Origin of the sequence: Pseudomonas sp. A-RE-19, from assembly GCF_019956555.1 — a bacterium.
GTDB lineage: Bacteria > Pseudomonadota > Gammaproteobacteria > Pseudomonadales > Pseudomonadaceae > Aquipseudomonas.
In genome coordinates this window covers 1-23,453 of sequence record NZ_JAHBDQ010000012.1, presented here as the reverse complement: position 1 = coordinate 23,453, position 23,453 = coordinate 1, and the positions used below count along the sequence as shown (strand labels likewise).

Annotated in this window: 20 protein-coding genes; 9 read left to right on the top strand and 11 right to left on the bottom strand. The window is 59.1% G+C overall.

Annotation, left to right across the window (positions count from 1 at the left end; genetic code table 11):
- Window positions 1-12: 12 nt before the first annotated feature.
- From KGB14_RS09900 to yaaA, 6 genes are all read right to left on the bottom strand, one after another.
- Window positions 13-1,500 carry an alginate export family protein gene (locus KGB14_RS09900; RefSeq protein WP_223486099.1) on the bottom strand — a complete coding sequence of 496 codons (1,488 nt, stop codon included), beginning with the start codon at window positions 1,498-1,500 and terminating at the stop codon, window positions 13-15.
- Entirely contained in the window at window positions 1,497-3,005 is a 1,509-nt protein-coding gene (gene algK / locus KGB14_RS09895) for an alginate biosynthesis TPR repeat lipoprotein AlgK (protein WP_317851024.1), read from the bottom strand. The genes KGB14_RS09900 and algK overlap by 4 nt, the downstream gene beginning before the upstream one ends.
- Window positions 3,006-3,014: 9 nt before the next feature.
- Complete coding sequence (locus tag KGB14_RS09890) at window positions 3,015-4,184, bottom strand: alginate biosynthesis protein Alg44 (RefSeq protein WP_223486097.1); 1,170 nt, start codon at window positions 4,182-4,184, stop codon at window positions 3,015-3,017.
- A 35-nt stretch (window positions 4,185-4,219) separates the two neighbouring features.
- The gene (alg8, locus tag KGB14_RS09885; protein ID WP_411740780.1) at window positions 4,220-5,701 is read right to left on the bottom strand and encodes a mannuronan synthase; all 1,482 of its coding nucleotides are present in this window, start codon (window positions 5,699-5,701) and stop codon (window positions 4,220-4,222) included.
- A 182-nt stretch (window positions 5,702-5,883) separates the two neighbouring features.
- Window positions 5,884-7,200: a nucleotide sugar dehydrogenase gene (locus KGB14_RS09880; protein ID WP_223486095.1), complete on the bottom strand. Its 1,317-nt coding sequence runs from the start codon at window positions 7,198-7,200 to the stop codon at window positions 5,884-5,886.
- Between the two features lie 820 nt (window positions 7,201-8,020).
- Entirely contained in the window at window positions 8,021-8,800 is a 780-nt protein-coding gene (gene yaaA / locus KGB14_RS09875) for a peroxide stress protein YaaA (RefSeq protein ID WP_223486093.1), read from the bottom strand.
- A gap of 257 nt (window positions 8,801-9,057) precedes the next feature.
- Here yaaA and KGB14_RS09870 point away from each other — a divergent pair, with 257 nt between their 5' ends.
- From KGB14_RS09870 to KGB14_RS09845, 6 genes are all read left to right on the top strand, one after another.
- Window positions 9,058-10,182 carry a polysaccharide deacetylase family protein gene (locus tag KGB14_RS09870; protein WP_223486091.1) on the top strand — a complete coding sequence of 375 codons (1,125 nt, stop codon included), beginning with the start codon at window positions 9,058-9,060 and terminating at the stop codon, window positions 10,180-10,182.
- A 335-nt stretch (window positions 10,183-10,517) separates the two neighbouring features.
- Window positions 10,518-11,912 carry a PhoH family protein gene (locus tag KGB14_RS09865; RefSeq protein WP_223486089.1) on the top strand — a complete coding sequence of 465 codons (1,395 nt, stop codon included), beginning with the start codon at window positions 10,518-10,520 and terminating at the stop codon, window positions 11,910-11,912.
- A 255-nt stretch (window positions 11,913-12,167) separates the two neighbouring features.
- Window positions 12,168-12,641, top strand: a complete 474-nt coding sequence (gene moaC, locus KGB14_RS09860) for a cyclic pyranopterin monophosphate synthase MoaC (RefSeq protein WP_223486087.1) — start codon at window positions 12,168-12,170, stop codon at window positions 12,639-12,641.
- Window positions 12,638-12,880: a molybdopterin converting factor subunit 1 gene (gene moaD / locus KGB14_RS09855; RefSeq protein ID WP_223486085.1), complete on the top strand. Its 243-nt coding sequence runs from the start codon at window positions 12,638-12,640 to the stop codon at window positions 12,878-12,880. Before moaC ends, moaD begins: the two co-directional genes overlap by 4 nt.
- A 3-nt stretch (window positions 12,881-12,883) precedes the next feature.
- Window positions 12,884-13,336 (top strand): molybdopterin synthase catalytic subunit MoaE, encoded by a 453-nt coding sequence (moaE, locus tag KGB14_RS09850; protein ID WP_223486083.1) that lies wholly within the window; start codon window positions 12,884-12,886, stop codon window positions 13,334-13,336.
- Window positions 13,337-13,623: 287 nt separating this feature from the next.
- Window positions 13,624-14,400, top strand: coding sequence for an ABC transporter substrate-binding protein (locus tag KGB14_RS09845; protein ID WP_223486081.1), 777 nt, complete (start codon window positions 13,624-13,626; stop codon window positions 14,398-14,400).
- 114 nt (window positions 14,401-14,514) lie between these two features.
- Here KGB14_RS09845 and KGB14_RS09840 read toward each other — a convergent pair whose 3' ends face one another.
- The 5 genes from KGB14_RS09840 to KGB14_RS09820 all read right to left on the bottom strand — a co-directional run bounded on the left by KGB14_RS09840 (window position 14,515) and on the right by KGB14_RS09820 (window position 19,853).
- Complete coding sequence (locus tag KGB14_RS09840) at window positions 14,515-15,156, bottom strand: transcriptional regulator (RefSeq protein WP_223486079.1); 642 nt, start codon at window positions 15,154-15,156, stop codon at window positions 14,515-14,517.
- A 93-nt stretch (window positions 15,157-15,249) separates the two neighbouring features.
- Window positions 15,250-16,377 carry an NAD(P)/FAD-dependent oxidoreductase gene (locus KGB14_RS09835; RefSeq protein WP_223486077.1) on the bottom strand — a complete coding sequence of 376 codons (1,128 nt, stop codon included), beginning with the start codon at window positions 16,375-16,377 and terminating at the stop codon, window positions 15,250-15,252.
- A 158-nt stretch (window positions 16,378-16,535) separates the two neighbouring features.
- On the bottom strand, window positions 16,536-17,483 hold the full coding sequence (locus tag KGB14_RS09830) for an ornithine cyclodeaminase family protein (RefSeq protein ID WP_223486305.1): 948 nt from the start codon (window positions 17,481-17,483) through the stop codon (window positions 16,536-16,538).
- 140 nt (window positions 17,484-17,623) lie between these two features.
- Window positions 17,624-19,111, bottom strand: coding sequence for an ATP-dependent RNA helicase RhlB (gene rhlB / locus KGB14_RS09825; RefSeq protein WP_223486075.1), 1,488 nt, complete (start codon window positions 19,109-19,111; stop codon window positions 17,624-17,626).
- Between the two features lie 85 nt (window positions 19,112-19,196).
- On the bottom strand, window positions 19,197-19,853 hold the full coding sequence (locus tag KGB14_RS09820; protein WP_223486073.1) for an alpha/beta hydrolase: 657 nt from the start codon (window positions 19,851-19,853) through the stop codon (window positions 19,197-19,199).
- Between the two features lie 470 nt (window positions 19,854-20,323).
- Here KGB14_RS09820 and KGB14_RS09815 point away from each other — a divergent pair, with 470 nt between their 5' ends.
- From KGB14_RS09815 to KGB14_RS09805, 3 genes are all read left to right on the top strand, one after another.
- A complete protein-coding gene (locus KGB14_RS09815) occupies window positions 20,324-21,355 on the top strand; it encodes an amino acid ABC transporter substrate-binding protein (RefSeq protein ID WP_223486071.1) in 1,032 nt (343 codons plus the stop codon).
- Between the two features lie 65 nt (window positions 21,356-21,420).
- Window positions 21,421-22,602: an amino acid ABC transporter permease gene (locus tag KGB14_RS09810; protein WP_223486069.1), complete on the top strand. Its 1,182-nt coding sequence runs from the start codon at window positions 21,421-21,423 to the stop codon at window positions 22,600-22,602.
- 10 nt (window positions 22,603-22,612) lie between these two features.
- Window positions 22,613-23,453: amino acid ABC transporter permease (locus KGB14_RS09805; protein ID WP_223486067.1), on the top strand; the 841-nt coding region annotated here is incomplete at its 3' end.

The window sequence follows — 23,453 nt, the reverse complement described above, 5'->3', positions numbered from 1 at the left end:
TCGCGGTTTGCATCAGAAGCGCCAGATCACGTCGATAAACGCACGGTGCATGTACGAGTCGACTTCTTTGCCGTACGCATCGCCGGGCTTGAACACACCGCCACGGAACCGCACCAGCGCCGAAGGCTCATCGATCGACTGGCTCAACGCCGCCGGCAGCAGGCCTTGCTTGAAGTACTTGGTGACCACCACGTCCATTTCCTGACCGAGGTCCTTGTTGCCATCTTCCAGCGGCAGGGAAGTGCTGGAGAGGATTGCGCCGGTCGCGTCGTCGGTGTTGTTCTCGACGGCGTTGATGCCGTTGCTGCCCACTGGCTTGTTGCCGTCGACGCGCCAGAACTTGTGGTAGATCACACTGGCGTCGTATTCGTCGTTGAGCATCCACGAGCCGAACAGGGTAGCGGTCTGCATGTTGTTCATTTCGCCACGGAAGGCTTCGCCGAAACGGTGAACACGTGAGCGCGTACCGGTGTAGTTCGAGCGGTTGCTTTCCAGGCCGTTCTGTTCGTACTCGGCGCTGGCGCGGGCATAGGCTGCACCGACTTGCCACTGCGGATCGAGGCGCAGGCGCACACCCACGTCGGTGGCCCAACCGTTCAGGTCTTCGCCACGCTTGGCTTCTGCCGGGCGCGTGCCATCGGCGTTCAGCGGGTTGACCGTATCGGTGTCGCCGCTCATGCCGGTGATGCTGCCCCAGTAATTGACGGTGTTGGTGTTGCGCCAGTTGTAGGCATCGCTGTCGGCGGTCAGGCCGAGCCAGCTGATGTCGCCGTTCTGTTTTTTATCCAGGGTATCGCCGGCCACGCCTGGCTCCGGGTAGTCGAGCTTGCCGTCATCGTGGGTGTGATGACCGCGAATGCCGACCCAGTTACCCGGCGACCACTGATACGCCGCATCGGCGTAGGTGTGCAGGCGATCCTTGTCCTTGGGCGACAGTTCTTTCAAGTCGGTGCGGTATTCGCTGAAGCGTTCGGCGATACCGACGTTGGCGCGCAACAGGGTGGTGTCGAAGGTCCAGTTGAGGGCTTCGATGTTGGTGTCGCGCCATTGGCCGTCGTCGTTGCGCAGGCGTTGGCGACCGAACTTGAGCATCTCGCCAGGGTAGGGCGTAAGGCCGCTGTAGCCGACCCAGAATTCGCGCATCGCCAGGTAGTTTTTCTTGGTTTTGCGATCACCGTTGTCGGTGGTCTGGGTACCGCTGTTGTCGGACTGTTGCAGGGTGTCCGTTTCGATGATGTCGGTGGACGTCACGGCCTGGCCCATGGCGTAGGCGCTCCACGCGCCGCTTTCGCCATATACCCATGGGCGCAGGTCGAGGCCGACGCCGTTAACGTCGCCGCCGCTGGCAGTGCCCAGGTCACGGTCGTCTTCGGACTGGCCGGTAACTTTGACTTCGAGGCCGAAGTTCTTGTCTTCGGTCAGGGCCGCCAGGGTCGGGCACGACCACAGCAGGGCGAATGTCAGGCCAATACCGGCCTGCACGAATGGATTGAGTTTCATAGGGATTCCTCGCCGTCTTCTTCTTGCAGGGCGTGCAGTTCCAGCGTGTCCGGACTCACGGTGCTACGCATGGCTTGCTCTTGTTTGAGCAGGCGTTGGGCCTCGGCCAGCCGGTCAGGCGGCAGTTGCGCTTCGATTGTTTGCGCAAGCTCATTGGCTTGCGGGGTGTCTTGAGCCTTGGCCAATTGGCTGAAGACGTAAGCATTAACCGGGTCGGGCCGTGTGCCCTTGCCTTGGGAGAACAGTTGGGCGATGGCGAAATCGGCGCTGTTCTGGCCGTTGCGCGCAGCGGTCAGCAGGTGATCCAGGGCTTTCTGCGGATAGACCTTGCCCAGGTAACCGCGACGGTAAATCTGGCCGAGGTAGTAATCGGCGGCGACTTCCCTGCCGACGGCTTTCTGGAAGTGCTCTTCGGCGACCTTGGCGTCGACCGGCACCATTTTGCCTTCGTAGTAGAGCTTGCCCAGCAACAGTTCGGCACGCGGTTGGTCGGCGGCGCGGCCGTTGTCCAGGTACTTCATCATGGTGTCGACGTCGCCCAGTTCAGGGAAGTCGTAGAGCAGTTGTGCCAGGCTGACCCAGGACGCCGGATAGCCAGGGGCGATACCTTCGAGCAGCGACTGAGCGGTTTTCTCGTCGGTCTTGCCCAGGCTTGCATCGCCCAGTACGCGGGCCACGCTGTCCACTCGCTGCGCGGAAACCGTGCCGCGGCTGTGAGCGGCCTGCATCTGCTTGATCAGCTCGGCCTGTTGTTCCGGCTGGCCGCGTTTCTGATAGACCGTGGCCAGTTCGACGTAGCAGATGTCGGTGGTGTTCAACTCCGCTTTGCAGATTTTTTCCACATCATTCAGATGCTGGTCGTAAGTGCCTTGGGTGCGGTAGAGCAGCACCTGGGCCAGACCCGCTTCCGGTTTGCCTTCGGCGCGCCATTGGCTGATCTGCTTCTGTGCGTCGATGTTCGGAAAGCTGTGAGGGAACTGCAGGTACAGCATCGCCAACGGGATCAGGATGTTGCGTTCACCATTGGCCGAAGCTTTCTTCAACAGCGCTTCGGCTTCGTGGTGTTCGGCTTCGGTGGCGCCGGGTTTGGCCACCAGCAAGCGACCCAGGCGAGCCTGAGCCCGTGGCGAGACGCTGGCCGCGGCGCGGTAAGTCGCCTCGGCCTTTTTGATCTGCTCCGGGTCGCGGCTGTCGACCTGAAGATCGGCCAGGCCGACCTGGGCTTCGCTGTAGCCCAGGTCTGCCAGTTGCTGGTAGTTCTGCGCCGCCACCGTGGTGTCGCCGCGCTTGAGGGCTTCATTGGCCAGACGCTGGTCGGGCAGGCCGGCGCAACCGGCCAGGCTCACGGCCAATGCAACGGCACACAGTGATCCCATGTGGGAGCGGGCTTGCTCGCGATGCAGGCGGCTCGGTGCATCAGACAGACCGCGCTGATCCCATCGCGAGCAGGCTCGCTCCCACAGGGTGTGCGGTGTTCTGAGGAAATGTGGAGTCATCACAGGCATGTCCTCGACTTAAAGACCGGCGGCCATGGCTTTGTTGATCAGCCAGTTCAGGTTCGGGCCACGGGTGCTGTTCACTTCCGCTGGGCGGCCGGCGAGGGCGCTGTCCAGTGGCTCGTCAGGTTTGATCAGCACGCGAATGTCGGACGACAGGTCGGCGCTTTTCAGGCTCGTGCTGCTGACAATCTTGCCGGTACGGGTTTGCTCTTCGCCGGCGATCTGGAAGCTGACCGAAGTGCCTGGACGCACATCGCCGAACTGGCGATAGGAGAAGCGGGCTTCAACGTTGGCTTCGGTGTTGCGCGGCACCAGTTGGAAGATCACGTCGCCTTTGCTGGCGTATTGACCGTTAGCCACCAGTTGCTGGGCCACGGTGCAATCGCACGGCGACGTCAGGGTGCCGGTCATTTGCTTGCCGAACAGTTCTTCAACCTTGGACGGTTGCAGTTGGTCTTCGTCCAGATGGCCCTTGAGCACGTCGAGCATGCTGGTGCTGAAGGTCGCCAGCGGTGCGCCTTTGGCGGCAACGCCGTCAGACTTGATCAGGCTCTGCACGGTGCCGTCGCGGGGCATGGTGATGTTCATGCCTTGCACGCTGACCAGACCGGCCTGGGCGTGGCTGACGAAGTACATGCCGTACACCGATTTGAAAATGAAACCGAACGCCACCAGGCCGATCACGAAGATACCGGCGCTGAAGGTCACCGCTTTCAGACGGGCGAACGGCGTCATGCCGTGGCCGCCGTCCTTGACCTTGCGTGCCTTGGTGAAGTTGTCGCGCTGCAGGGTCGCGAGCATTTCACCGACGCTGACGATGTCGCCGGCCAGGTGCGAGGTGATCAGGTGGCGCAGGGTGGAAATGTCCCGGGGTTCCAGGTTCTGGAACTGGCAACCGGTGCGACCGGTCTGGCGATCGACGGAGCGGATTTGCAATTCCACGTCCATGGCCAGGCCGAGGTTGTCGATGACGAATTGCAGGCGGGCCTTGTGCACATCACCGACCTTCAGCGGCAGCTGACCGGCGTTGAACGCCAGGCCACCCGCGGAAAGGTCGATGACCCGGGCTTCGATCGGGGTCCGGTCAGGACCGAAGAAACGCAGCTTGGCCGGGATTTTCACACGGGCGTGTTGGCGCTGGGCTTCGGATTCATGCACTACGTTGGAGTTGACGGCGGTATTCATATGGGCGATTTCCTAGTTAATTCAGGCGAGTTCGGTCAGACCATCATCAGCAGCACGGCGACAAAAATGCTGCCGGCGGAGAAGGTCATGGTCCGAGACGACCAGGTGTTGAACCAACGTTGAAAGCTGGCGAGATCACGGGTCAATTTGGTGTCCTGGCGGGTCCAGGATTGTTGGTCCAGGCGGAAGAACACGTAGATCTTCACCAGCGCACCGACGATCTGGTTGTAATAAAGAATCGCCGGGTAAGCCGGGCCGATCCGGTGACCGGAGCAGGACAGCAGCACGGTCAGGATCAGGCGGGTAATGCCGATCCACAGCAGGTAAACCAGGATGAACGCAGTGCCGTACTTGAAGGTGGCGATGAGCGCCACGGTCAGGCCCAGCAAGGAGGTCCACATCGACACGCGCTGATCGAACAGCACCACCGAGGTGAACAGACCGAGACGTTTCAGGCCCAGGCCCAGGGCGCGGGAGTTCTGCCGCAGGTTGTTGCCGTACCAGCGGAACATCAGTTTGCGACTGGCCTTGATGAAGCTCTTTTCCGGCGGGTGTTCCACGGTATGGATCGCGGCATCCGGCACATAGAACGTGTCGTAGCCCAGGCGCATCAGGCTGAACCAGCTCGACTTGTCGTCACCGGTCAGGAACTTGAAACGACCCAGGCGCCAGTGTTGCAGCGAGTCGCTTTCCACGTCGGCGATGAAGTCCGGGTCGGTCACCACGGTGGCGCGGAATACCGACATCCGGCCAGTCATGGTCAGCACGCGCTTGGACAGGGCCATGGAGCACATGTTGATGTGGCGCTGGGCGAATCGCAGTTTGTGCCATTCGCTCATGATGTAGCCGCCGCGCACTTCGCAGAACTCGTTGGTGGTCAGGCCGCCGACATTGCCGAACAGCTGGAACCACGGCACGGTCTTGAGCACGACGCCTTCGGCCAGCACGGTGTCGCCATCGATCACGGCAACCACGGCGCGGTCGTCCGGCAGGTGGCGCGAGATGGCGCGGAAACCATAGGCCAGGCCATCGCGCTTGCCGGTGCCGGGAATGCGCACGAAGTCGAGCTTGACCCGTGACGGTGGGTTCATGCGTTTCCAGAGGCTCTTGACCAGCAGCTCATCGGACATTTCCACGATGGAGCACACCACGGTGGTCGGCAGGCCGCAGTCGATGGCCTCGCGGATCACCGAGCTGTAGACCTGAGCGGTGGTCAGCGCGTCGATACGGAAACTGGTGACCATCAGAAACACATGGGACGGGTCTGCCGCTTTACCCAGCTTGCGCACTTTGCGCCGCAGGTGCGGGTAGACCACGTACAGAAACAGCATGCCGCGCAGAAAGTGCGTGGCACCCATCGAGTAGCGCCAGATACCGACGATACCGATCAGGAAGATGAAGTCCTTCGACTCGGAGTCGAACGTGGACGGAGGCAACGCCAGGGCGATGCCCATCAGTAAACTTAGGTAAAACAGCCAACCGGCGGCCTGAAGTAGGCCGTGCTTTAGCCTGTGCATAATCTGCATCCGTCTCGATCTCGGGCGAGCCTGTGGGGTGGCCCGATGGGGTTAAGGCAGGCAAAAAAGCCAAGTTGATCTCATCGGACTGTAGGAGCGAGGCTTGCCCGCGAAGGCGGCGTACCTGACACATCACGTCGTCTGGTTCTCCGGCAAGCCTGGCTCCTACAGGGGGCTGTGTGTTACCAGCAGATGCCTTCAGTCCGGCCACTCACGCTGGTGGCTTTGGACATGAAGCCGACCAGATCGACCACTTGCTTGCCGTGTGGAGCTTCCTGCGCCAGGGCGCGGAATTTCTCGTCACGGTTGCCGAGGATGATCACGTCGGCGCTGTTGATCACGTCGTCGAAGTCGGAGTTGAGCAAGGACGAGACGTGAGGGATCTTTGACTCGATGTAATCCTTGTTCGCGCCGTGGACGCGGGCATATTCGACGTTGCTGTCGTAGATGCTCAGGTCGTAGCCCTTGCCGATCAGCATTTCCGCCAGATCAACCAGCGGGCTTTCGCGCAGGTCGTCGGTGCCGGCCTTGAAGCTCAGACCCAGCAGGGCGACTTTGCGTTTGTCGTGGCTGGAGACGATGTCGAACGCGTTCTGCACCTGGGACTCGTTACTGCGCATCAGCGAGTTGAGCAACGGTGCTTCCACGTCCAGCGAACCGGCACGGTAGGTCAGCGCGCGGACGTCTTTCGGCAGGCAGGAGCCGCCGAATGCGAAGCCTGGGCGCATGTAGTACTGGGACAGGTTCAGTGTCTTGTCCTGGCAGACCACTTCCATCACTTCGCGACCGTCGACGCCGACGGCCTTGGCGATGTTGCCGATCTCGTTGGCGAAGGTCACCTTGGTGGCGTGCCACACGTTGCAGGTGTACTTGATCATCTCGGCAACGGCGATGTCCTTGCGGATGATCGGCGCGTCGAGCTCTTCGTACAGCGACTGCAGAACGTCGCCCGAGGCCTTGTCGAACTCACCGATAACGGTCATCGGCGGCAGGTCGTAGTCGGCGATCGCGGTGCTTTCACGCAGGAACTCAGGGTTGACCGCCACGCCGAAGTCGACGCCGGCTTTCTTGCCGGAGCAGTCTTCGAGGATCGGGATCACCACGTTAGCCACGGTGCCCGGCAGTACGGTGCTGCGAACCACGATGGTGTGGCGGGTGGTCTTGTCACGCAGGACAAAACCGATCTCGCGGCACACGGCTTCGATGTAGTTCAGTTCCAGGTCGCCGTTTTTCTTGCTCGGCGTACCGACGCAGATCATCGACAGGTCGGTGTCGCGAATCGCCTCGGCGAAGTTCGTCGTGCCGCGCAATTTGCCCGTCTCGATACCCTTCTGCAGAAGTTCGCCCAGACCCGGTTCAACGATCGGCGATTTGCCGGCGTTGATCATATCGATTTTGTCTTTGGCAACATCGACGCCAACGACGTCATGGCCCCGTGCAGACAGGCAACCGGCACATACTGCGCCGACGTAACCCAAACCAAATATGCTGATGCGCATCGCAATTACCTCTGTGTTTATCAAGCCATTACATGGCCGGAGTTAATGGTGTTCAGCGGTCATAGTGCACTCGGAAGTGCGACTTAAAGTCGCCACAATGCCGTGTGCAGGCATACTAAGTTCCGAGTGTCTAAATAAGTGCACTCAAGATGTGCGCAACCAGGCCTTATTGTTATGACTTGCCCTGTTATGCAGCCGATCCTCTATTCAGAAGACATTCGTGCAAAGGTCTTGCGCGCTCGATGCCAGGCCCGAAAGCCAGTAAATCAAGCGGTTGGGTGCTCGGGTGAGCACGTTTATAGGGGCGCAGCCGTGGCCTTGTAGGGGATAGTAATGGTGCGTTATCTCCTGTCCTTCATGTGTTGCCCAAATAAGGGATCAGTAAGCCCAATTAAGTATGACAACTTGGCTACATGGATCATCTTGTCTGTGTAAGTTATCTCGCACAATCGCCGAGAGAATCGTTACCGGTGGTATGAGCGGCGCATTTGGACATAGTTCCAGTCCACCCATCGCGAATTCTGAAATTTCTTGAAATATTGAAAAAGATGGCACTGCTTTCATATTGATAGCACTTGCCGTTTGGCCCTTTATATATGGGGTAATTACTGCATTGGGTACTTTTTTGCCACTACGGATAAAATTTTTCGGTGCCACTACTGAAAAAAATGATCAATGTCGAGTGAAACTAAAGTTAGAAAATGAACTGATGGTTTTTTGGCGCCAATAAAGCGGCGAAAGGGTGGGAAATTTTTGGGGATAAAAGAAGCGGCGCACGACTCAGTCATCGATGTCGTGCGCTGAATGAGTGCAGGTGTATTTACTCCGGTGCGTGATCGCGCAGGAACACCAGATTGTCCGGTTTAGACTGCTCGGCGCTGTAGCGATAACCCTGAACGTCGAATTGCTTAAGGGCGACCGGGTCGTTGATGCGCTCTTCAATGACGAAGCGGCTCATCATCCCCCGGGCTTTTTTCGCGTAGAAGCTGATGATTTTGTATTGGCCGTTCTTCAGGTCCTTGAATTCGGTATTGATGATGCGCGCGTTCAAGGCATTGCGTTTGACCGCCGAGAAGTACTCGTTGGAGGCCAGGTTCAGCAACACATCATCGCCTTGATCGGCCAAGGCTTCGTTCAGCCATTCACTGATCCGCGTACCCCAGAAGGCATACAGGTCTTTGCCTCGAGCATTGGTCAGTTTGGTACCCATCTCCAGCCGATAAGGCTGCATCAAGTCCAGTGGGCGCAGCAGGCCGTACAGGCCAGAGAGCATGCGCAGGTGCTGTTGGGCGTAATCGAAGTCGGCTTCGCTGAAAGTTTGTGCGTTCAGACCGGTGTACACATCGCCCTTGAATGCCAGCAACGCCTGCTTGGCGTTGGCAGGGGTGAAGGCCGGAGTCCAGCTGCCGAACCGCGCGGCATTGAGGCCGCCGATCTTGTCGGAGACATGCATCAGCTCGCTGATTTGCGCCGGCGTGAGGTCACGCAGTTGCAGGATCAGTTCCTGGGAGTGGTCGAGGTATTGCGGCTGAGTGAAGCGCTGGGTCGCCGGCGGTGTTTCGTAATCGAGGGTCTTGGCGGGGGAAATCACCATCAGCATGAAGTCGTCTCCTTTAATCGTGGGGGCGATTCTAGGGGGTTGTCTGTGTTGACTCCAGCTATCAAGTCCATAGGTGATCGGTGGTGTACACAACCTGTAGGAGCGAGGCTTGCCCGCGAAGGCGGTGTATCAGTCGGCATCATCGGTAACTGATACACCGCCTTCGCGGGCAAGCCTCGCTCCTACAGGAGATCGGCGCAGGAATTTGAACGCGATCGGCTATAGTGCCGCGCGGGTTTTGTTATGGAGACATCCCATTGCGTATCGTTTTTCTATTCGCCACGTGGCTATTGAGCTTTGGTGCCATGGCGGCGCCGGGCGATGTGGCGACACTGGATCGCAGCACCTGGCCTGAACAGCTCAGCAACCCGACGCTGTTTGACGTTGCCTCGCGGGCCGAAATCCTCATGTTCGCTCGCGTTTTGCTGGCCAGTGAATCGCTGGATCAAGCGAGCCTGGCTCAACACCTGGGCCTGCGAACCCTCAACCTGGAGTCGGTCAACCAGCTGCGCCAGCGCATGTGGCAGCGTTTGCTGACCAGCTACAACTTCGCCCAGCAGAGCTGCGATCAGGATGCTTCCTTCTGTTTTCTGGTCGAAGACATGGCCACCTTGCGTGAGCAAGCGGCCAAGTTTCAGGTCAGCGACGACAGCTACTACATCAAGTGGGCCGAGCCGAGCCGGCTCTTCCACACCCAGTACCTGGACGAGCAGTTGCGCAAAGCCGCGCTGTTTCCGCAGACCAGCAGCGAAGTCGATCGTTTTGGCGACTATGAGCGCAACGGCGATGCCATGAATGATCGCCTGTTCCTGCTGACGTTCGACAGTGGCGCCAATGCCGCGCCAGATAACACGGCCTGGGTCACGGAGTCCCTGCGCAAGTCGAACATGAGCGCGACCTTCTTCGTCCTCGGCAAGGACATCCAGGCCCGTCTGGCCGAACGTTCGGTGGCCAGCCTGCAAGCGACCTATTCGCAGCAGTGCGTTGGCGTGCAAGGCTGGGAGTTCCGCTCCCACAGCCACTGGCAAGACTGGCAGGATTCGGTGCGGCGCAGCATCGAGCTGGTCAAAAGCAAATTGCCGGAGAATTACGTGCCGCTGTTCCGCCCGCCCGATGGCCAGCGTCGGTCCGACGCTGAAGGCTTCTTCAAGTCTCAGGGTTTGCAGGTGGCGTTATGGGATATCGATGCCCAGGATGGCGCCGGCAAGCTCAAGGGCAACCAGAGTGCACAGCGGGTGTTGACCCTGATGCTGCTGTGGCGGCACGGGGTGATCAACTTCAACGTCAAGCAGGATGGCGTGAAAACGGCGATGCCCTGGCTCGTCACGCAAACGGCGCAAAGCGGGATCGGTTGGGAAGACTGTCGGGACGCGTTTCGCTGAAACGATAAAAGCCCGGAATCATTGGGGCTGGGGAAGTTTTTGGAGGGATTTCGATGCAGGCGGACTTCCGACTTTAACGGGGTAGTGGCAGTCCGCCAAGTGCTATTGGTCATTCTGAAAAATAAACTTCAAAAAAACGTCAAAGTGCTTTTTTCTGTCACATGTTTTGGAGTATTACGAAGACAGACCGCCGAAACCTGCAACACAGGTGGCGTCTTCCAAGACCCTACTTGTTCGCAGTTCACTTGAATCCTCGCAGGTGAATTCGGTGGCCACTTCGAGGCGCAGCACTGTCATGGTATTGCGTCGACTGGCTCCCACAAAGGTGACCGAGTATGGATGATCACGGACGTAGCTCTTCTTCCAACCAGCCAATCCTTTATGTACTCGATACCAACGTATTGATTCACGATCCAAACGCCCTGCTTAATTTCGAAGAACACCACGTCGCCATCCCGATGACCGTGCTTGAAGAGCTGGACAAGCTCAAGAGCGGGCATCACAGCGTTGCCGCGGAATGCCGCCAGGCGATTCGCCTGATCGACAAGACCCTGGGCGAAGCCAGCCCCGAAGATGTCGAACTCGGCGTACCGATCCAGCGTGGCAAGAGTGGGCCCAAGGGCTTGCTGTCAATTCTGATGAGCAAGCGTGCCGAGCCGAACATCATTCTGCCCGAGCATCTGAACGACAACATCATCATCAACCAGTTGATCGACCTGCGCGCGCGCGATGCAAAACTGCCCGTGGTGCTGGTCACAAAAGACATCAACATGCGCCTCAAGGCTCGGGCCTGCGGGATTGCGGCCGAGGATTACAGCACTGACCAACTGGTCGATGACGTGTCGCTGCTGCCCAACGGTTACCACAACATGACGGGGTCGTTCTGGGACCGTGTGAGCAAAGTCGAAACCCGTCAGGATCACGGCCGAACCTGGCATCAGGTGCAACTGACCGACAACCTGCCGGCCGTGCACATCAACGAGTTCATCATCGACGAACAGGGTTTTGTCGGCTGGATCAAGGAGATCGCGCAAGACAAACTACTGATTCTCGACCTGCATCAGGAACCCCTGTTGCACCAGGAAGCCTGGGGCCTGAAACCGCGTGACATCTATCAGAGCCTGGCGTTGTACGCCTTGCTCGATCCGGATATCCACCTGGTCAATCTGTCGGGTGCTGCCGGTTCGGGTAAAACCATCCTGGCCCTGGCGGCGGCCATTGAGCAGACCATGGTCAGCAAACGCTACCGACGCATCATCGCTACCCGTAGCGTGCAGGGCCTGGACCAGGAAATCGGCTTCCTGCCCGGCACCGAAGCGGAAAAAATGGAGCCTTGGCTGGGTGCCATCACCGACAACCTCGAAGCCTTGCACATGGATGATGAAAACACCCATGGCAGTGTCGACTACATCCTCAGCAAAGTGCCGTTGCAGTTCAAATCCCTCAACTACATTCGAGGTCGCAGCTTCCAGCAGAGCCTGATCCTGATCGATGAATGCCAGAACCTCACGCCGCACCAGATGAAAACCATCATCACCCGGGCTGGCGCCGGTTCCAAAGTGGTGTGCCTGGGCAACCTGGCGCAGATCGACACCCCTTACCTGTCCGCGACCAGTTCCGGGCTGACCTATCTGACCGAGCGCTTCAAGGACTTCCCCAACGGTGTGCACATCACCCTGCAAGGGGTGCCCCGTTCGATTCTGGCCGAATACGCCGAGTCGCATCTGTAACCCTCAGCAAAACCGGGCGGCCTAATGGTCGCCCGGTTTTTTTATGCTCGACGAAATCCCCATTTGTCTGCCGGACGAAAATCTCTGTAGGAGCTGCCGAAGGCTGCGATCTTTTGATTTTCGCCATTAAAAGCAAGATCAAAAGATCGCAGCCTTCGGCAGCTCCTACATGGGGTACACGGTAGTCTGATAATCAAACGTGCGGACAATTGACCCACAGGTTTACAATCGGTGCTCCTGATCAGGAGTAACCCTGTGCTGACTCATCTCGATTCCCAAGGTCGCGCCAATATGGTCGACGTCACCGAAAAAACCGTGACATTCCGTGAGGCGACGGCCCAAGCGCTGGTGCGCATGCTGCCCGAAACCCTGAAGATGATCGTCAGCGGCGGCCATCCCAAGGGTGACGTGTTCGCTGTGGCGCGGATTGCCGGCATCCAGGCGGCGAAAAAAACCAGTGATCTGATTCCTCTGTGCCATCCGTTGATGCTTACCGGCGTCAAGGTCGAACTCAATGCCGAAGGCGACGATACCGTGCGCATCGTGGCGTGCTGCAAGTTGTCCGGGCAGACCGGCGTCGAGATGGAGGCGCTGACCGCCGCCAGCGTTGCAGCGTTGACCATTTATGACATGTGCAAGGCCGTGGATCGCGGCATGACCATCGAGAGTGTGCGGCTGCTGGAGAAGCTCGGCGGCAAGAGCGGTCATTTTCAGGCGGATCAACCATGAACGTTACCGTGAAGTTTTTCGCCCGCTACCGTGAAGCACTTGGCGTGGACTCGGTGAAGATTGAAGGTGATTTCGCCACGGTCGACGATGTACGCGCGCTGCTGGCCCAGCGTGACGGCGCCGAGGTGCTGAGCGAGCAAAACCTGATGTGCGCCCGCAACGAAGACCTCTGTCAGCTCGACGAACCGGTGAGCGATGGCGATGAAGTGGCGTTTTTTCCGACTGTGACCGGAGGCTGAGCCATGGCGATTCGCGTGCAATCCACAGCGTTCGACCCCGGCGCCGAAGTCAACGCCATGCATGCGGCCAATGTGGGCGTTGGCGCGGTGGTGAGTTTTGTCGGTTACGTGCGCGACTTCAATGACGGCCTCGACGTCGCCGGGATGTTTCTGGAGCACTACCCGGGCATGACCGAAAAAGCCCTGGGCAAGATTGCCACGGAGGCCGAGCAGCGCTGGCCCCTGCTCAAGCTGGAAGTACTGCACCGCATCGGCGCTCTGGAACCGGGCGAACCGATCGTCTTTGTCGGCGCCGCCAGCGCTCACCGACAGGCAGCATTCGATGCCTGTGCCTTTGTCATGGACTACCTGAAAACCCGCGCGCCGTTCTGGAAAAAGGAAAACACCCGTGACGGGCCGCGTTGGGTGGAAGGGCGCGACAGCGATCATGCGGCGGCGGATCGCTGGAAGCAGTAGTTCCTCTAGCGCTTTCGAGTACGTCTTCGCGGGCAAGCCTCGCTCCTACAGGGGGCGGAACGACACAAAACCTGTAGGAGCGAGGCTTGCCCGCGAAGAGGCCTTCCGCTTCAGCCGATAACTCCCTGACTCACCACCCGACCATCGGCCAGTCCAACCCTGTTCGCCTGATTGACGACTAATACATAAAAGTCCAGTATGGAATTATAAGTACAAAACGGCGCTTCCCCCGTTTCAGTTTTTTCTTCTGTCTTGCCAAACCAACAACAACCCGCGAGAGAACGAATATGAAGAAACTCCCCCTCATCACCGGTCTGGCCTTGAGCCTGTTGGCGTGCAGTAGCTTATTTGCCGCCGAGAAAAACCTGCGCATTGGTATTGAAGCGGCCTATCCGCCGTTCGCGTCCAAAACCGACAAAGGCGAAATTGTCGGTTTCGACTACGACATCGGCAATGCCCTGTGCGCGCAGATGAAGGTCAAATGCACCTGGGTCGAAGGTGAGTTCGATGGTCTGATTCCTTCGCTGAAAGTGAAGAAAATCGACATGGCGCTGTCGTCCATGACCATCAATGAAGACCGTAAGAAGTCGGTGGATTTCACCCACAAGTACTACTTCACCTCATCGCGTCTGGTGATGAAGCAAGGCGCGGTAGTGGATGACCAGTACGCCAGCCTCAAGGGCAAGACTATCGGCGTACAGCGCGCAACCACCACTGACCGTTATGCCACCGAGGTTTTTGAGCCGAAGGGCATTAACGTCAAGCGTTACGGCAACAACGAAGAGATCTACATGGATCTGGCAGCCGGTCGCCTCGATGCGATTTTTGCCGACACCATCCCGTTGAGTGACTTCCTGTCGATGCCTCGTGGCGCCGGTTACGCCTTTGTCGGGCCGGAGCTCAAGGATCCGAAATACGTGGGCGAAGGCGCCGGGATTGCGGTGCGCAAGGGCAACGCCGAGTTGGTCAGCGAACTGAACACAGCCATCGATGGCATTCGCGCCAGTGGCGAATATCAGAAAATTTCAGATAAGTACTTCAAGTCCGACATCTACGGCGATTGATCGATCGCCATCGCGAGCAGGCTCGCTCCCACATTAGTCTTGCGGCATGCAGGTCCATTGTGGGAGCGGGCTTGCTCGCGAAGGGGCCTTGGCAGACAGCACACATCTCAGCGCTCAGCCCTTCAATTCCTTCAAATGCTTGTACACCGTCGCCCGCCCCATGTTCAGCACATTGGCCACATAGTTGGAGGCGCTTTTGCCTTTGAAGGCGCCTTCGGCGTGCAGCGCCAGCACCAGTTCGCGTTTGTGGTCGCGGGTCAGCACGTTCAGGCTCAACTGACGCTCGCGCAGCCAGGCGTGCAGGAACGTGTTGATCCGTTCCTGCCAGTCATCGCGAAACAGTGAGTCCGGTTGCGGGATCAGCTTGGTCGGCGACAGGAACAAATCCAGCGCCGCTTTCGCGTTCTCGAACAGCGAAATATTCAGGTTGATGCACAGCACCGCCATCGGGTGGCCGTCGCTGTCACGCAGCACGCTGCTGAGGCTACGAATCTTCTGGCCGTCCCAGTTGAGTTTTTCGTAGGGCCCGATGTTTCGTTCGCTGACCTCTTCGCTGAGCATGTCTTCCAGCGACGAGTCGTCACCGATTTCCCTTTTGGACAGATTGTTGGCGATGTAATCGACCTTCTGTGTGCGCAGGTCATGCAGCACCACCTCGGCGTGAGGAAAGAACAACGTGGCGATCGCATCGGCAATCGCGCGGTAGTTATCCATGGAGGCGTTGTCCAGGGCCGAGTCTTTTTCAGGTGCGTTCATACAGTGGAGCTCCAGGCAGCGTCAGCGCCCCGTTAAAAAAGGGGCGCTGGAAGTTTGCCGCAATCGTGTGGGCGAGTCACCTGAGGGCGAAGATCAGCCCAGGCGGGCAGGGGAGAGCATCTCAGTGTCCAGACCGAAACGGCTGAGCTGTTCGGGCAAGGCTTCACCGCGTACCAGTGCGGCACTGGCCTGGCCCATGGCCGGAGAGGTCTGGATACCATAGCCGCCTTGCGCAGCAACCCAGAACAACCCCGGCACGTGCTGGTCGAAGCCGGACAGCAAATCCCCGTCGCGCACGAAACTGCGCAGGCCGGCCCAGGTGCGGGTCGGGCGGCGGATGGTCAGGGTGGTGGCTTCTTCGATCTGGTAAATGCCCATGGCGATGTCCAACTCTTCCGGCTGCACATCATGTGGTTCAACCGGGTCGGCGTTGGCCGGTGAGCCGAGGAACATGCCGGCGTCGGGCTTCATATAGAAGGATTCATCGAGGCTGACCAGCATTGGCCAGTCATGGATATCCAGGCCCTCGGGGCCGGCGAAGATAAAGGCTGCCCGGCGTTTGGGTTGCAAGCCCAGCGGGCGGGCGCCGGCCAGCTCGCCAACCTTGTCGGCCCAGGCACCGGCGGCATTGATGATGATCGGGGCCCTGAAAGTCTGACCATGGGTTTGAGCCTGCCACAGCCCTTCGGCATCACGGGTCAGGCTCAGCACTTCGCTGTCGGTATGCACTTCACCTTTATTGCGTCGGATTCCGCGCAGATAGCCCTGATGCAGGGCATCGGTATCGATGTCACTGGCGGTCGGGTCGTAAATCGCGCCATGGACTTTTTCCCGGCGCAGAATCGGCAGGCGTGCGCAGGCTTCGTCGGCACTGAGCAGTTGCATCTCGGGCACTGTGGCTTTAGCGCTCAGGTATTGATTGTTCAGCTCGACCGGGTCGCCAGTGAAGTCGACGGTCATCTCGCCGCGCGGGGTCAGCAACGGGTGTTCACAGAAACCGGCAGGCGGCGCATCGAAGAAATCCCGGCTGGCCTGAGTCAATGCCCGAACCTGGGGTGTGCCGTAGGCGGCGCTGTACAACGCCGCCGAGCGTCCGGTGGAGTGATAGGCCGGATGGGATTCGCGCTCGAGCACAATCACCCGCCCGTGCTGCGACAGCCAGAAACCGGTGGAAGCGCCGGCAATCCCGCCGCCGATGATGATGAAATCTGCCTGGCTCATGAACGTCTCCTGAAAGGGCGCAATGCCAATATTATCGATGGCCCTCCTGTAGGAGCTGTCGAGTGAAACGAGGCTGCGATCTTTTGACTTTGCTTTTAAAGGCAAGATCAAAAGATCGCAGCCTCGTTTCACTCGACAGCTCCTACAGGGGCGTGGTGTTAGTGCTGTAGGCGGTAAAGGGCATTGGCCAGAGCGATATCTTCCAGGCCCAGGCCGATGGAGCGGAAGAACACAGGGCGGTCGTACTCGGGGCGCTGCACTTTTTCGCTGAGCAAGTCGGGCAGGTCGCCGATAATCGCGTCCTTGTCCCAGCCATGCTGTTCGCCGGCGATCAGCATCTCACCGGCCGAGCCTGGGGTGGTCTGACGATAGTCACAGAACACCTGCATGTCATGGAGACTCTGCGGCGGCACTTCGTGGGCGCGCGGGGCGTTGGTGCTGATGGAGGTGATCAGCGCCGGTTTGCTCAAATTTGACGGGTCAATCACCGGTCCTGCGGACGAGGTGCAAAGCATGATCACGTCGGCGTCCTGGATCGCGGCTTCGCAACTGTCGACGAGAGTCAGCCGTGGATCGAGGCTTTTGAGCGGTGCCAGCGCTTCGGGGTCCTTGCCGCTCAGGCTCGGTGAGTAGAGGCTGATGCTTTGCCAGTCTCGCAGGTCCTTGACGTAGTGCAGGTGCGCCTGGGCCACTTTGCCACTGCCGATGATCGCCAGGCGTTTCGCCTTCAGCGGTGCGAGGGCATCAACGGCCACCGCCGTGGTCGCGGCCGTGCGAGCGGTGGTCAGTTCACCGGCATCACAAAGCAACAGCGGCTGGCCAGTCTGCATCGACATCAACAGTGTCCACGCCGTCACCAGCGGGCCTTGCTCGCGCACGATGTAAGGCGACGTCTTGACGCCATATACCCCGTCTTCGGCCAGCACACCCAGGTAGTTGATGAAGTCCCCGGCACCCTTCGGGAATTCCACCCACTGTTGCGCCGGCTGCACGGCTTGCCCGGCGGCCAGGTCGCGGAACAGCTTGCGCAGGATCTGCGGCACGTCGACTTGCGCCAGCAGTTCGCGGGCCTGGGATTGGGTGATCACGTAAGGCGTGCTGGGCATGGTCGGCTCCGGGCGCTGAAAGTAAACTAATTTGTCCATTATGGACTTTTAGTTGTGTCGAGCAAGCGCCTGTTGAAAAAAACCGGACGAAAAAAAAGCGCAGTCCGTTTCCGGCTGCGCCTTTTTCTGAACGGCCCGAGTTACGGGCGCTTGCGCTCAACCGCTCGCAGCAGATGCGTCGGTGGCGTTTCACAGCTGATCTTGCGACCCAGCAGCGCCTCGATGGACGGTAGCTGGTAGGAGTCGTCTTCACCGGCAAAACTGATGGACACGCCATCGGCGCCAGCACGGCCGGTACGGCCGATGCGGTGCACGTAGTCGTCCGGGACTTCCGGCAGGGTGAAGTTGATCACGTGGCTGATGCCGTCGATATGAATGCCGCGGCCGGCAACATCAGTGGCCACCAGCACGCGGATCTTGCCTTCGCGGAAACCTTCCAGGGTCTTGATGCGCTTGTGCTGCGGCACATCGCCAGACAGTTGCGCCGCGTTGACGCCATCGCGCACCAGGCGTTCCTCGATGCGCCGCACTTCGTCCTTGCGGTTGGCGAAGACCATCACCCGCTCCCAGCCGTTATCGTTGACCAGGTTGTAGAGCAGTTTGTACTTGTCGGCACCGGCCACCGCATAGATGTGTTGCTCGACGTTTTCGCTGGCCACGTTCTGCGACTCGATCTCGACGATCGACGGGTCGGTGGTCCATTGCTTGGCCAGATTCATCACGTCTTCGGTGAAGGTTGCGGAGAACAGCAGCGTCTGGCGCTCGTTCTTCGGCGGAGTCTGGCGAATGATCTGACGCACTTGCGGGATGAAACCCATGTCGAGCATCCGGTCGGCTTCGTCCAGTACCATCACTTCGACCATGTCCAGGTGCACGTCACCGCGCTGGTTGAAGTCGAGCAAGCGGCCCGGAGTGGCCACGAGAATGTCGCAGTGACGGGCTTCGAGGTGCTTGAGTTGCTTGTCGAAGTCCATGCCGCCGACAAACGTCATGACGTTGAGGCCGGTGTACTTGGTCAGGTCGGCTGCGTCTTTGGCGATCTGCACCACCAGTTCCCGGGTCGGGGCGATGATCAGTGCCCGCGGTTCACCCATGTAGCGTTCTTTGGGCGGCGGGGTTTGCAGCAGCTGAGTGATGATCGAAATCAGGAAGGCGGCGGTTTTGCCGGTGCCGGTCTGGGCGCGGCCGATGGCGTCTTTGCCCGCAAGGGTGAAGCCAAGCACCTGTGCCTGGATTGGCGTGCAATACGGAAAGCCCAGGTCCTGAATGGCATGCATCAGTTCGGGGGCGAGTTTGAAATCGTGGAAGCGGGTCTTGCCTTCCTGGGGTTCAACGACGAAGTCTTCGAGTTTCCAGGGGATAACCGGCGCCTTGGGCTTGGGTTCGCGACGTGGTTTGGCTGGTTTCGGGGCTTCGCTGCGCGGCTGTTCAGTGGCAATGGCCGGGGCAGAGGGGGCGGTCGGTGCGTTCACCGGCTCGTGTTTCGGTGCCGCTATGGTGGCGGTCCTGCCAGGCTGATTACCGTCGGTGCGGTGGCTGGGAGTATGAGAAGGAGCGCTGGAGACTGGCGCGAGCTGCTCAGTCTCGCTTTTACCGAACATTTTCTTGAGTGCTTTGAGCACGGTCATCTCATCAATTGGTTAAGGAATATACGCCGGCCAGTGTAATGCAAGAATCAGGCGCGGCGTAGTGGGATGGATCAATGGGTAGCTTTTAGCGCAAACGCTCGGCGAGCCAGACGCCGATGTCACGAATTTCTTCGGGTAACACTTCGTGGCCCATTGGGTATTCCTGCCATGTCACGGTGACACCACGCTGCTTTAAATACTCGTAAGCGGTTCGCCCCATGGAGTTTTGAACCACGTCATCGTACTGGCCGTGCAACGACAGCACCGGAATGCGCTGCTGGCTGGCGGAAAGCTCCAGTCCATCGCTGAAGGTCGGGGCGTAAGTCGAGAGGGCAAGCACGCCGCCCAGCGGTCCCTGCCACTTCAGAAACGCCGTGTGCAACACCACGGCGCCGCCTTGGGAAAAGCCGGCAAGAAAGATCCGCGAGGCGTCTATTCCGCCGGCCTTCTGTTCTTCGATCAAGTCAAAGACCCGTTGCGCGGACGCTTCCAGCTGCTCGCGGTTGATCGCGCGCGCCGGGCTCATGGCCAATATGTCGTACCAGCTTGGCATCTCGTAGCCACCATTAATGGTGACGGCACGAGTCGGGGCCTGGGGCAAAACGAAACGGGTAGTGAGCAGGCTTTCCTGTAGCGCTTCGGCCACCGGCAAAAAGTCGTAGCGGTCGGCGCCCAGCCCGTGCAGCCAGATAACGCAGGCATCTGCGGGCTTGACGGGTTGAAGAATCAAGGGCTCGGTCATGGCTGCTCCATATTTGTGCATGCGTACTCATTTAAGTGCGAGGTTCGAGTGCGCAACAGGTTGATCAGTTAAGAAGATGTCGCAAGGCTGAAAGTTTTGCTATTGACCTGTCGCTGAATCGCTTTAGCGAGCGGTCTGGTACGGGCTTTGCTATAGGGAAGCCTGTGCAACCAATCTCATGCCTGGCGGTAACACTATCAGTGTACGGCTGGTCGTGGGATAGCAAAGAATCCGGTGATGGATGTTCGCCTGTGGCCGCTACGGGCTTCGCGAACGTGAAAGGGCTACCGCCCGTTCGGCCGATTGGTGAGAAGGGAGTTGTCCATGATGTGGATTTTCTCCTACTAGACTCATAGCGACGGTCCTTACGTCGGTTGACCCTAAAAAAAGCCAACACGGGTCAGCAACGCCTCAAAAGGGTGCGACAGGGCTCAAGCTCCGACACAACAAGAGCAAAACTGGAGGTTTGAATGAAGTTATTGAAATCCACCCTGGCCATCGTGACTGCAGCCGCAGTGCTCGGTGTCAGCGGGTTCGCTCAGGCGGGTGCAACCCTGGATGCAGTGCAGAAGAAAGGTTTCGTACAGTGCGGTGTGAGTGACGGTTTGCCGGGCTTCTCGGTTCCGGACTCTACCGGCAAGATCGTGGGTATCGATGCTGACTTCTGCCGCGCTGTGGCTGCTGCAGTATTGGGCGACGCGACCAAGGTCAAATTCAGCCAGTTGAATGCCAAGGAGCGTTTCACTGCTCTGCAATCCGGCGAAATCGACGTGCTGTCGCGCAACTCCACCATGACCAGTTCCCGTGACGCGGGCATGGGCCTGAAGTTTCCTGGCTTCATTACCTATTACGACGGCGTGGGCTTCCTGGCCAACAGTAAGCTGGGCGTGAAGAGTGCCAAGGAACTGGATGGCGCGACCATCTGTATTCAAGCCGGTACCACCACCGAGCTGAACGTGTCCGACTACTTCCGTGCCAACAACCTGAAGTACACCCCGATCACCTTCGACACCTCCGATGAAAGCGCCAAGTCGCTGGAATCCGGTCGTTGCGACGTGCTGACCTCCGACAAGTCCCAGCTGTATGCACAGCGCAGCAAACTGGCCTCGCCGAAAGATTACGTTGTTCTGCCGGAAACCATCTCCAAAGAACCTCTGGGGCCGGTCGTACGTAACGGCGACGATGAGTGGCTGGCAATCGTTCGTTGGGTTGGCTACGCGATGCTCAACGCCGAAGAGGCTGGTATCACGTCGAAAAACGTCGAGGCTGAAGCCAAGTCGACCAAGAACCCGGACGTTGCCCGTCTGCTGGGTGGCGACGGTGAATACGGCAAGGATCTGAAACTGCCGAAAGACTGGGTGGTTAAAATCGTCAAGCAAGTCGGTAACTACGGCGAAGTCTTCGATAAAAACCTCGGCAAGAGCACTCCGCTGGAAATCGACCGTGGCTTGAACGCCCTGTGGACCAACGGCGGCATTCAATACGCACCACCAGTGCGCTGATGGTTCTATCACCCGGTGGGCCAACCACCGGGTGATGTTCTGTTCCATTATTTGCGGGGCACTTCATGCAAAATTCAATCGGCGCACCAAAGCAGAGGCTTAGCCTCAGCGATCCGCGAGTGCGTGCGTGGCTGTTTCAGATCATCACGGTTATCGCAGTCGTTGCAATGGGTTGGTACCTGTTCAACAACACTCAAACCAACCTGCAACACCGGGGCATTACCTCCGGTTTCAGTTTTCTGGAGCGCAGTGCCGGTTTCGGCATCGCGCAACACCTCATCGACTACACCGAATCGGACAGTTATGCCCGGGTGTTTGTCATCGGCCTGCTCAATACCCTGCTGGTGACCTTCATCGGCGTGATCCTGGCGACGATCCTCGGTTTCATCGTCGGTGTGTCACGGCTGTCGCAAAACTGGATTATCAGCAAGCTGGCGACCGTCTACGTCGAGGTCTTTCGTAACATTCCACCGCTGTTGCAAATCCTGTTCTGGTACTTCGCGGTCTTCCTGACCATGCCAGGGCCGCGCGCCAGCCATAACTTCGGCGACACCTTCTTTGTCAGCAGCCGCGGCCTGAATATGCCGGCAGCGTTGATGGCGGACGGTTTCTGGCCGTTTATGATCAGCATTGTCGTGGCCATCGTCGCCATCGTGCTGATGTGCCGCTGGGCCAACAAGCGCTTCGAAGCGACCGGCGTGCCGTTCCACAAGTTCTGGACCGGCCTGGCGCTGTTCCTGGTGATCCCGGCACTGTGTGCATTGCTCTTCGGCGCACCGCTGCACTGGGAATTGCCAAAGCTGCAAGGCTTCAACTTCGTGGGTGGCTGGGTACTGATCCCGGAACTGCTGGCGCTGACCCTGGCCCTGACGGTGTACACCGCGGCGTTCATCGCCGAGATCGTGCGTTCGGGCATCAAGTCGGTCAGCCACGGCCAGACCGAAGCGGCCCGCTCGTTGGGATTGCGTAACGGTCCGACCCTGCGCAAGGTGATCATCCCGCAAGCCCTGCGCGTGATCATTCCGCCGCTGACCAGCCAATACCTGAACCTGGCGAAAAACTCCTCGCTGGCGGCCGGTATCGGTTATCCGGAAATGGTCTCGTTGTTTGCCGGTACGGTGTTGAACCAGACCGGGCAGGCGATCGAAGTCATTGCCATCACCATGAGCGTGTACCTGGCGATCAGTATCAGCATTTCCCTGCTGATGAACTGGTACAACAAGCGCATTGCGCTGATCGAGCGGTAAGGAAGAGCGCATGACGACTCATACTTTCAAACCCGACATGCCACCACCGAGCAGCAGCATCGGTGTCGTGGCATGGATGCGGGCGCACATGTTCTCCAGCTGGATCAATACCCTGCTGACGCTGTTCGCGTTCTATCTGATTTACCTGATAGTTCCGCCTCTCGTGAGCTGGGCGATTCTCGATGCCAATTGGGTCGGTACCACACGCGCCGACTGCACCAAGGCGGGTGCCTGCTGGGTGTTCATCGAGCAGCGTTTCGGCCAGTTCATGTATGGCTACTACCCGACAGAACTGCGCTGGCGCGTGGACCTGACCGTGTGGCTGGCGGTTATCGGTGTTGCGCCGTTGTTCATCTCGCGCTTCCCGCGTAAAGCGGTGTACGGGCTGAGCTTTCTGGTGCTGTACCCGATCATTGCCTACTTCCTGCTGCATGGCGGCCTCTTCGGCCTGACCACCGTGGCGACCAGCCAGTGGGGCGGCTTGATGCTGACCCTGGTGATCGCCACCGTGGGTATCGCCGGCGCATTGCCGCTGGGTATCGTTCTGGCCCTGGGCCGGCGGTCGAACATGCCGGCGATTCGCGTGGTCTGCGTGACCTTCATCGAGTTCTGGCGCGGCGTGCCGTTGATTACGGTGCTGTTCATGTCTTCGGTGATGTTGCCGTTGTTCCTGCCTGAAGGCATGAACTTCGACAAACTGTTGCGGGCGCTGATCGGCGTGATCCTGTTCCAGTCGGCCTATGTGGCCGAAGTGGTACGTGGCGGTCTGCAAGCGATCCCTAAAGGTCAGTACGAAGCGGCAGCGGCGATGGGCCTCGGTTACTGGCGCAGCATGGGCCTGGTGATTCTGC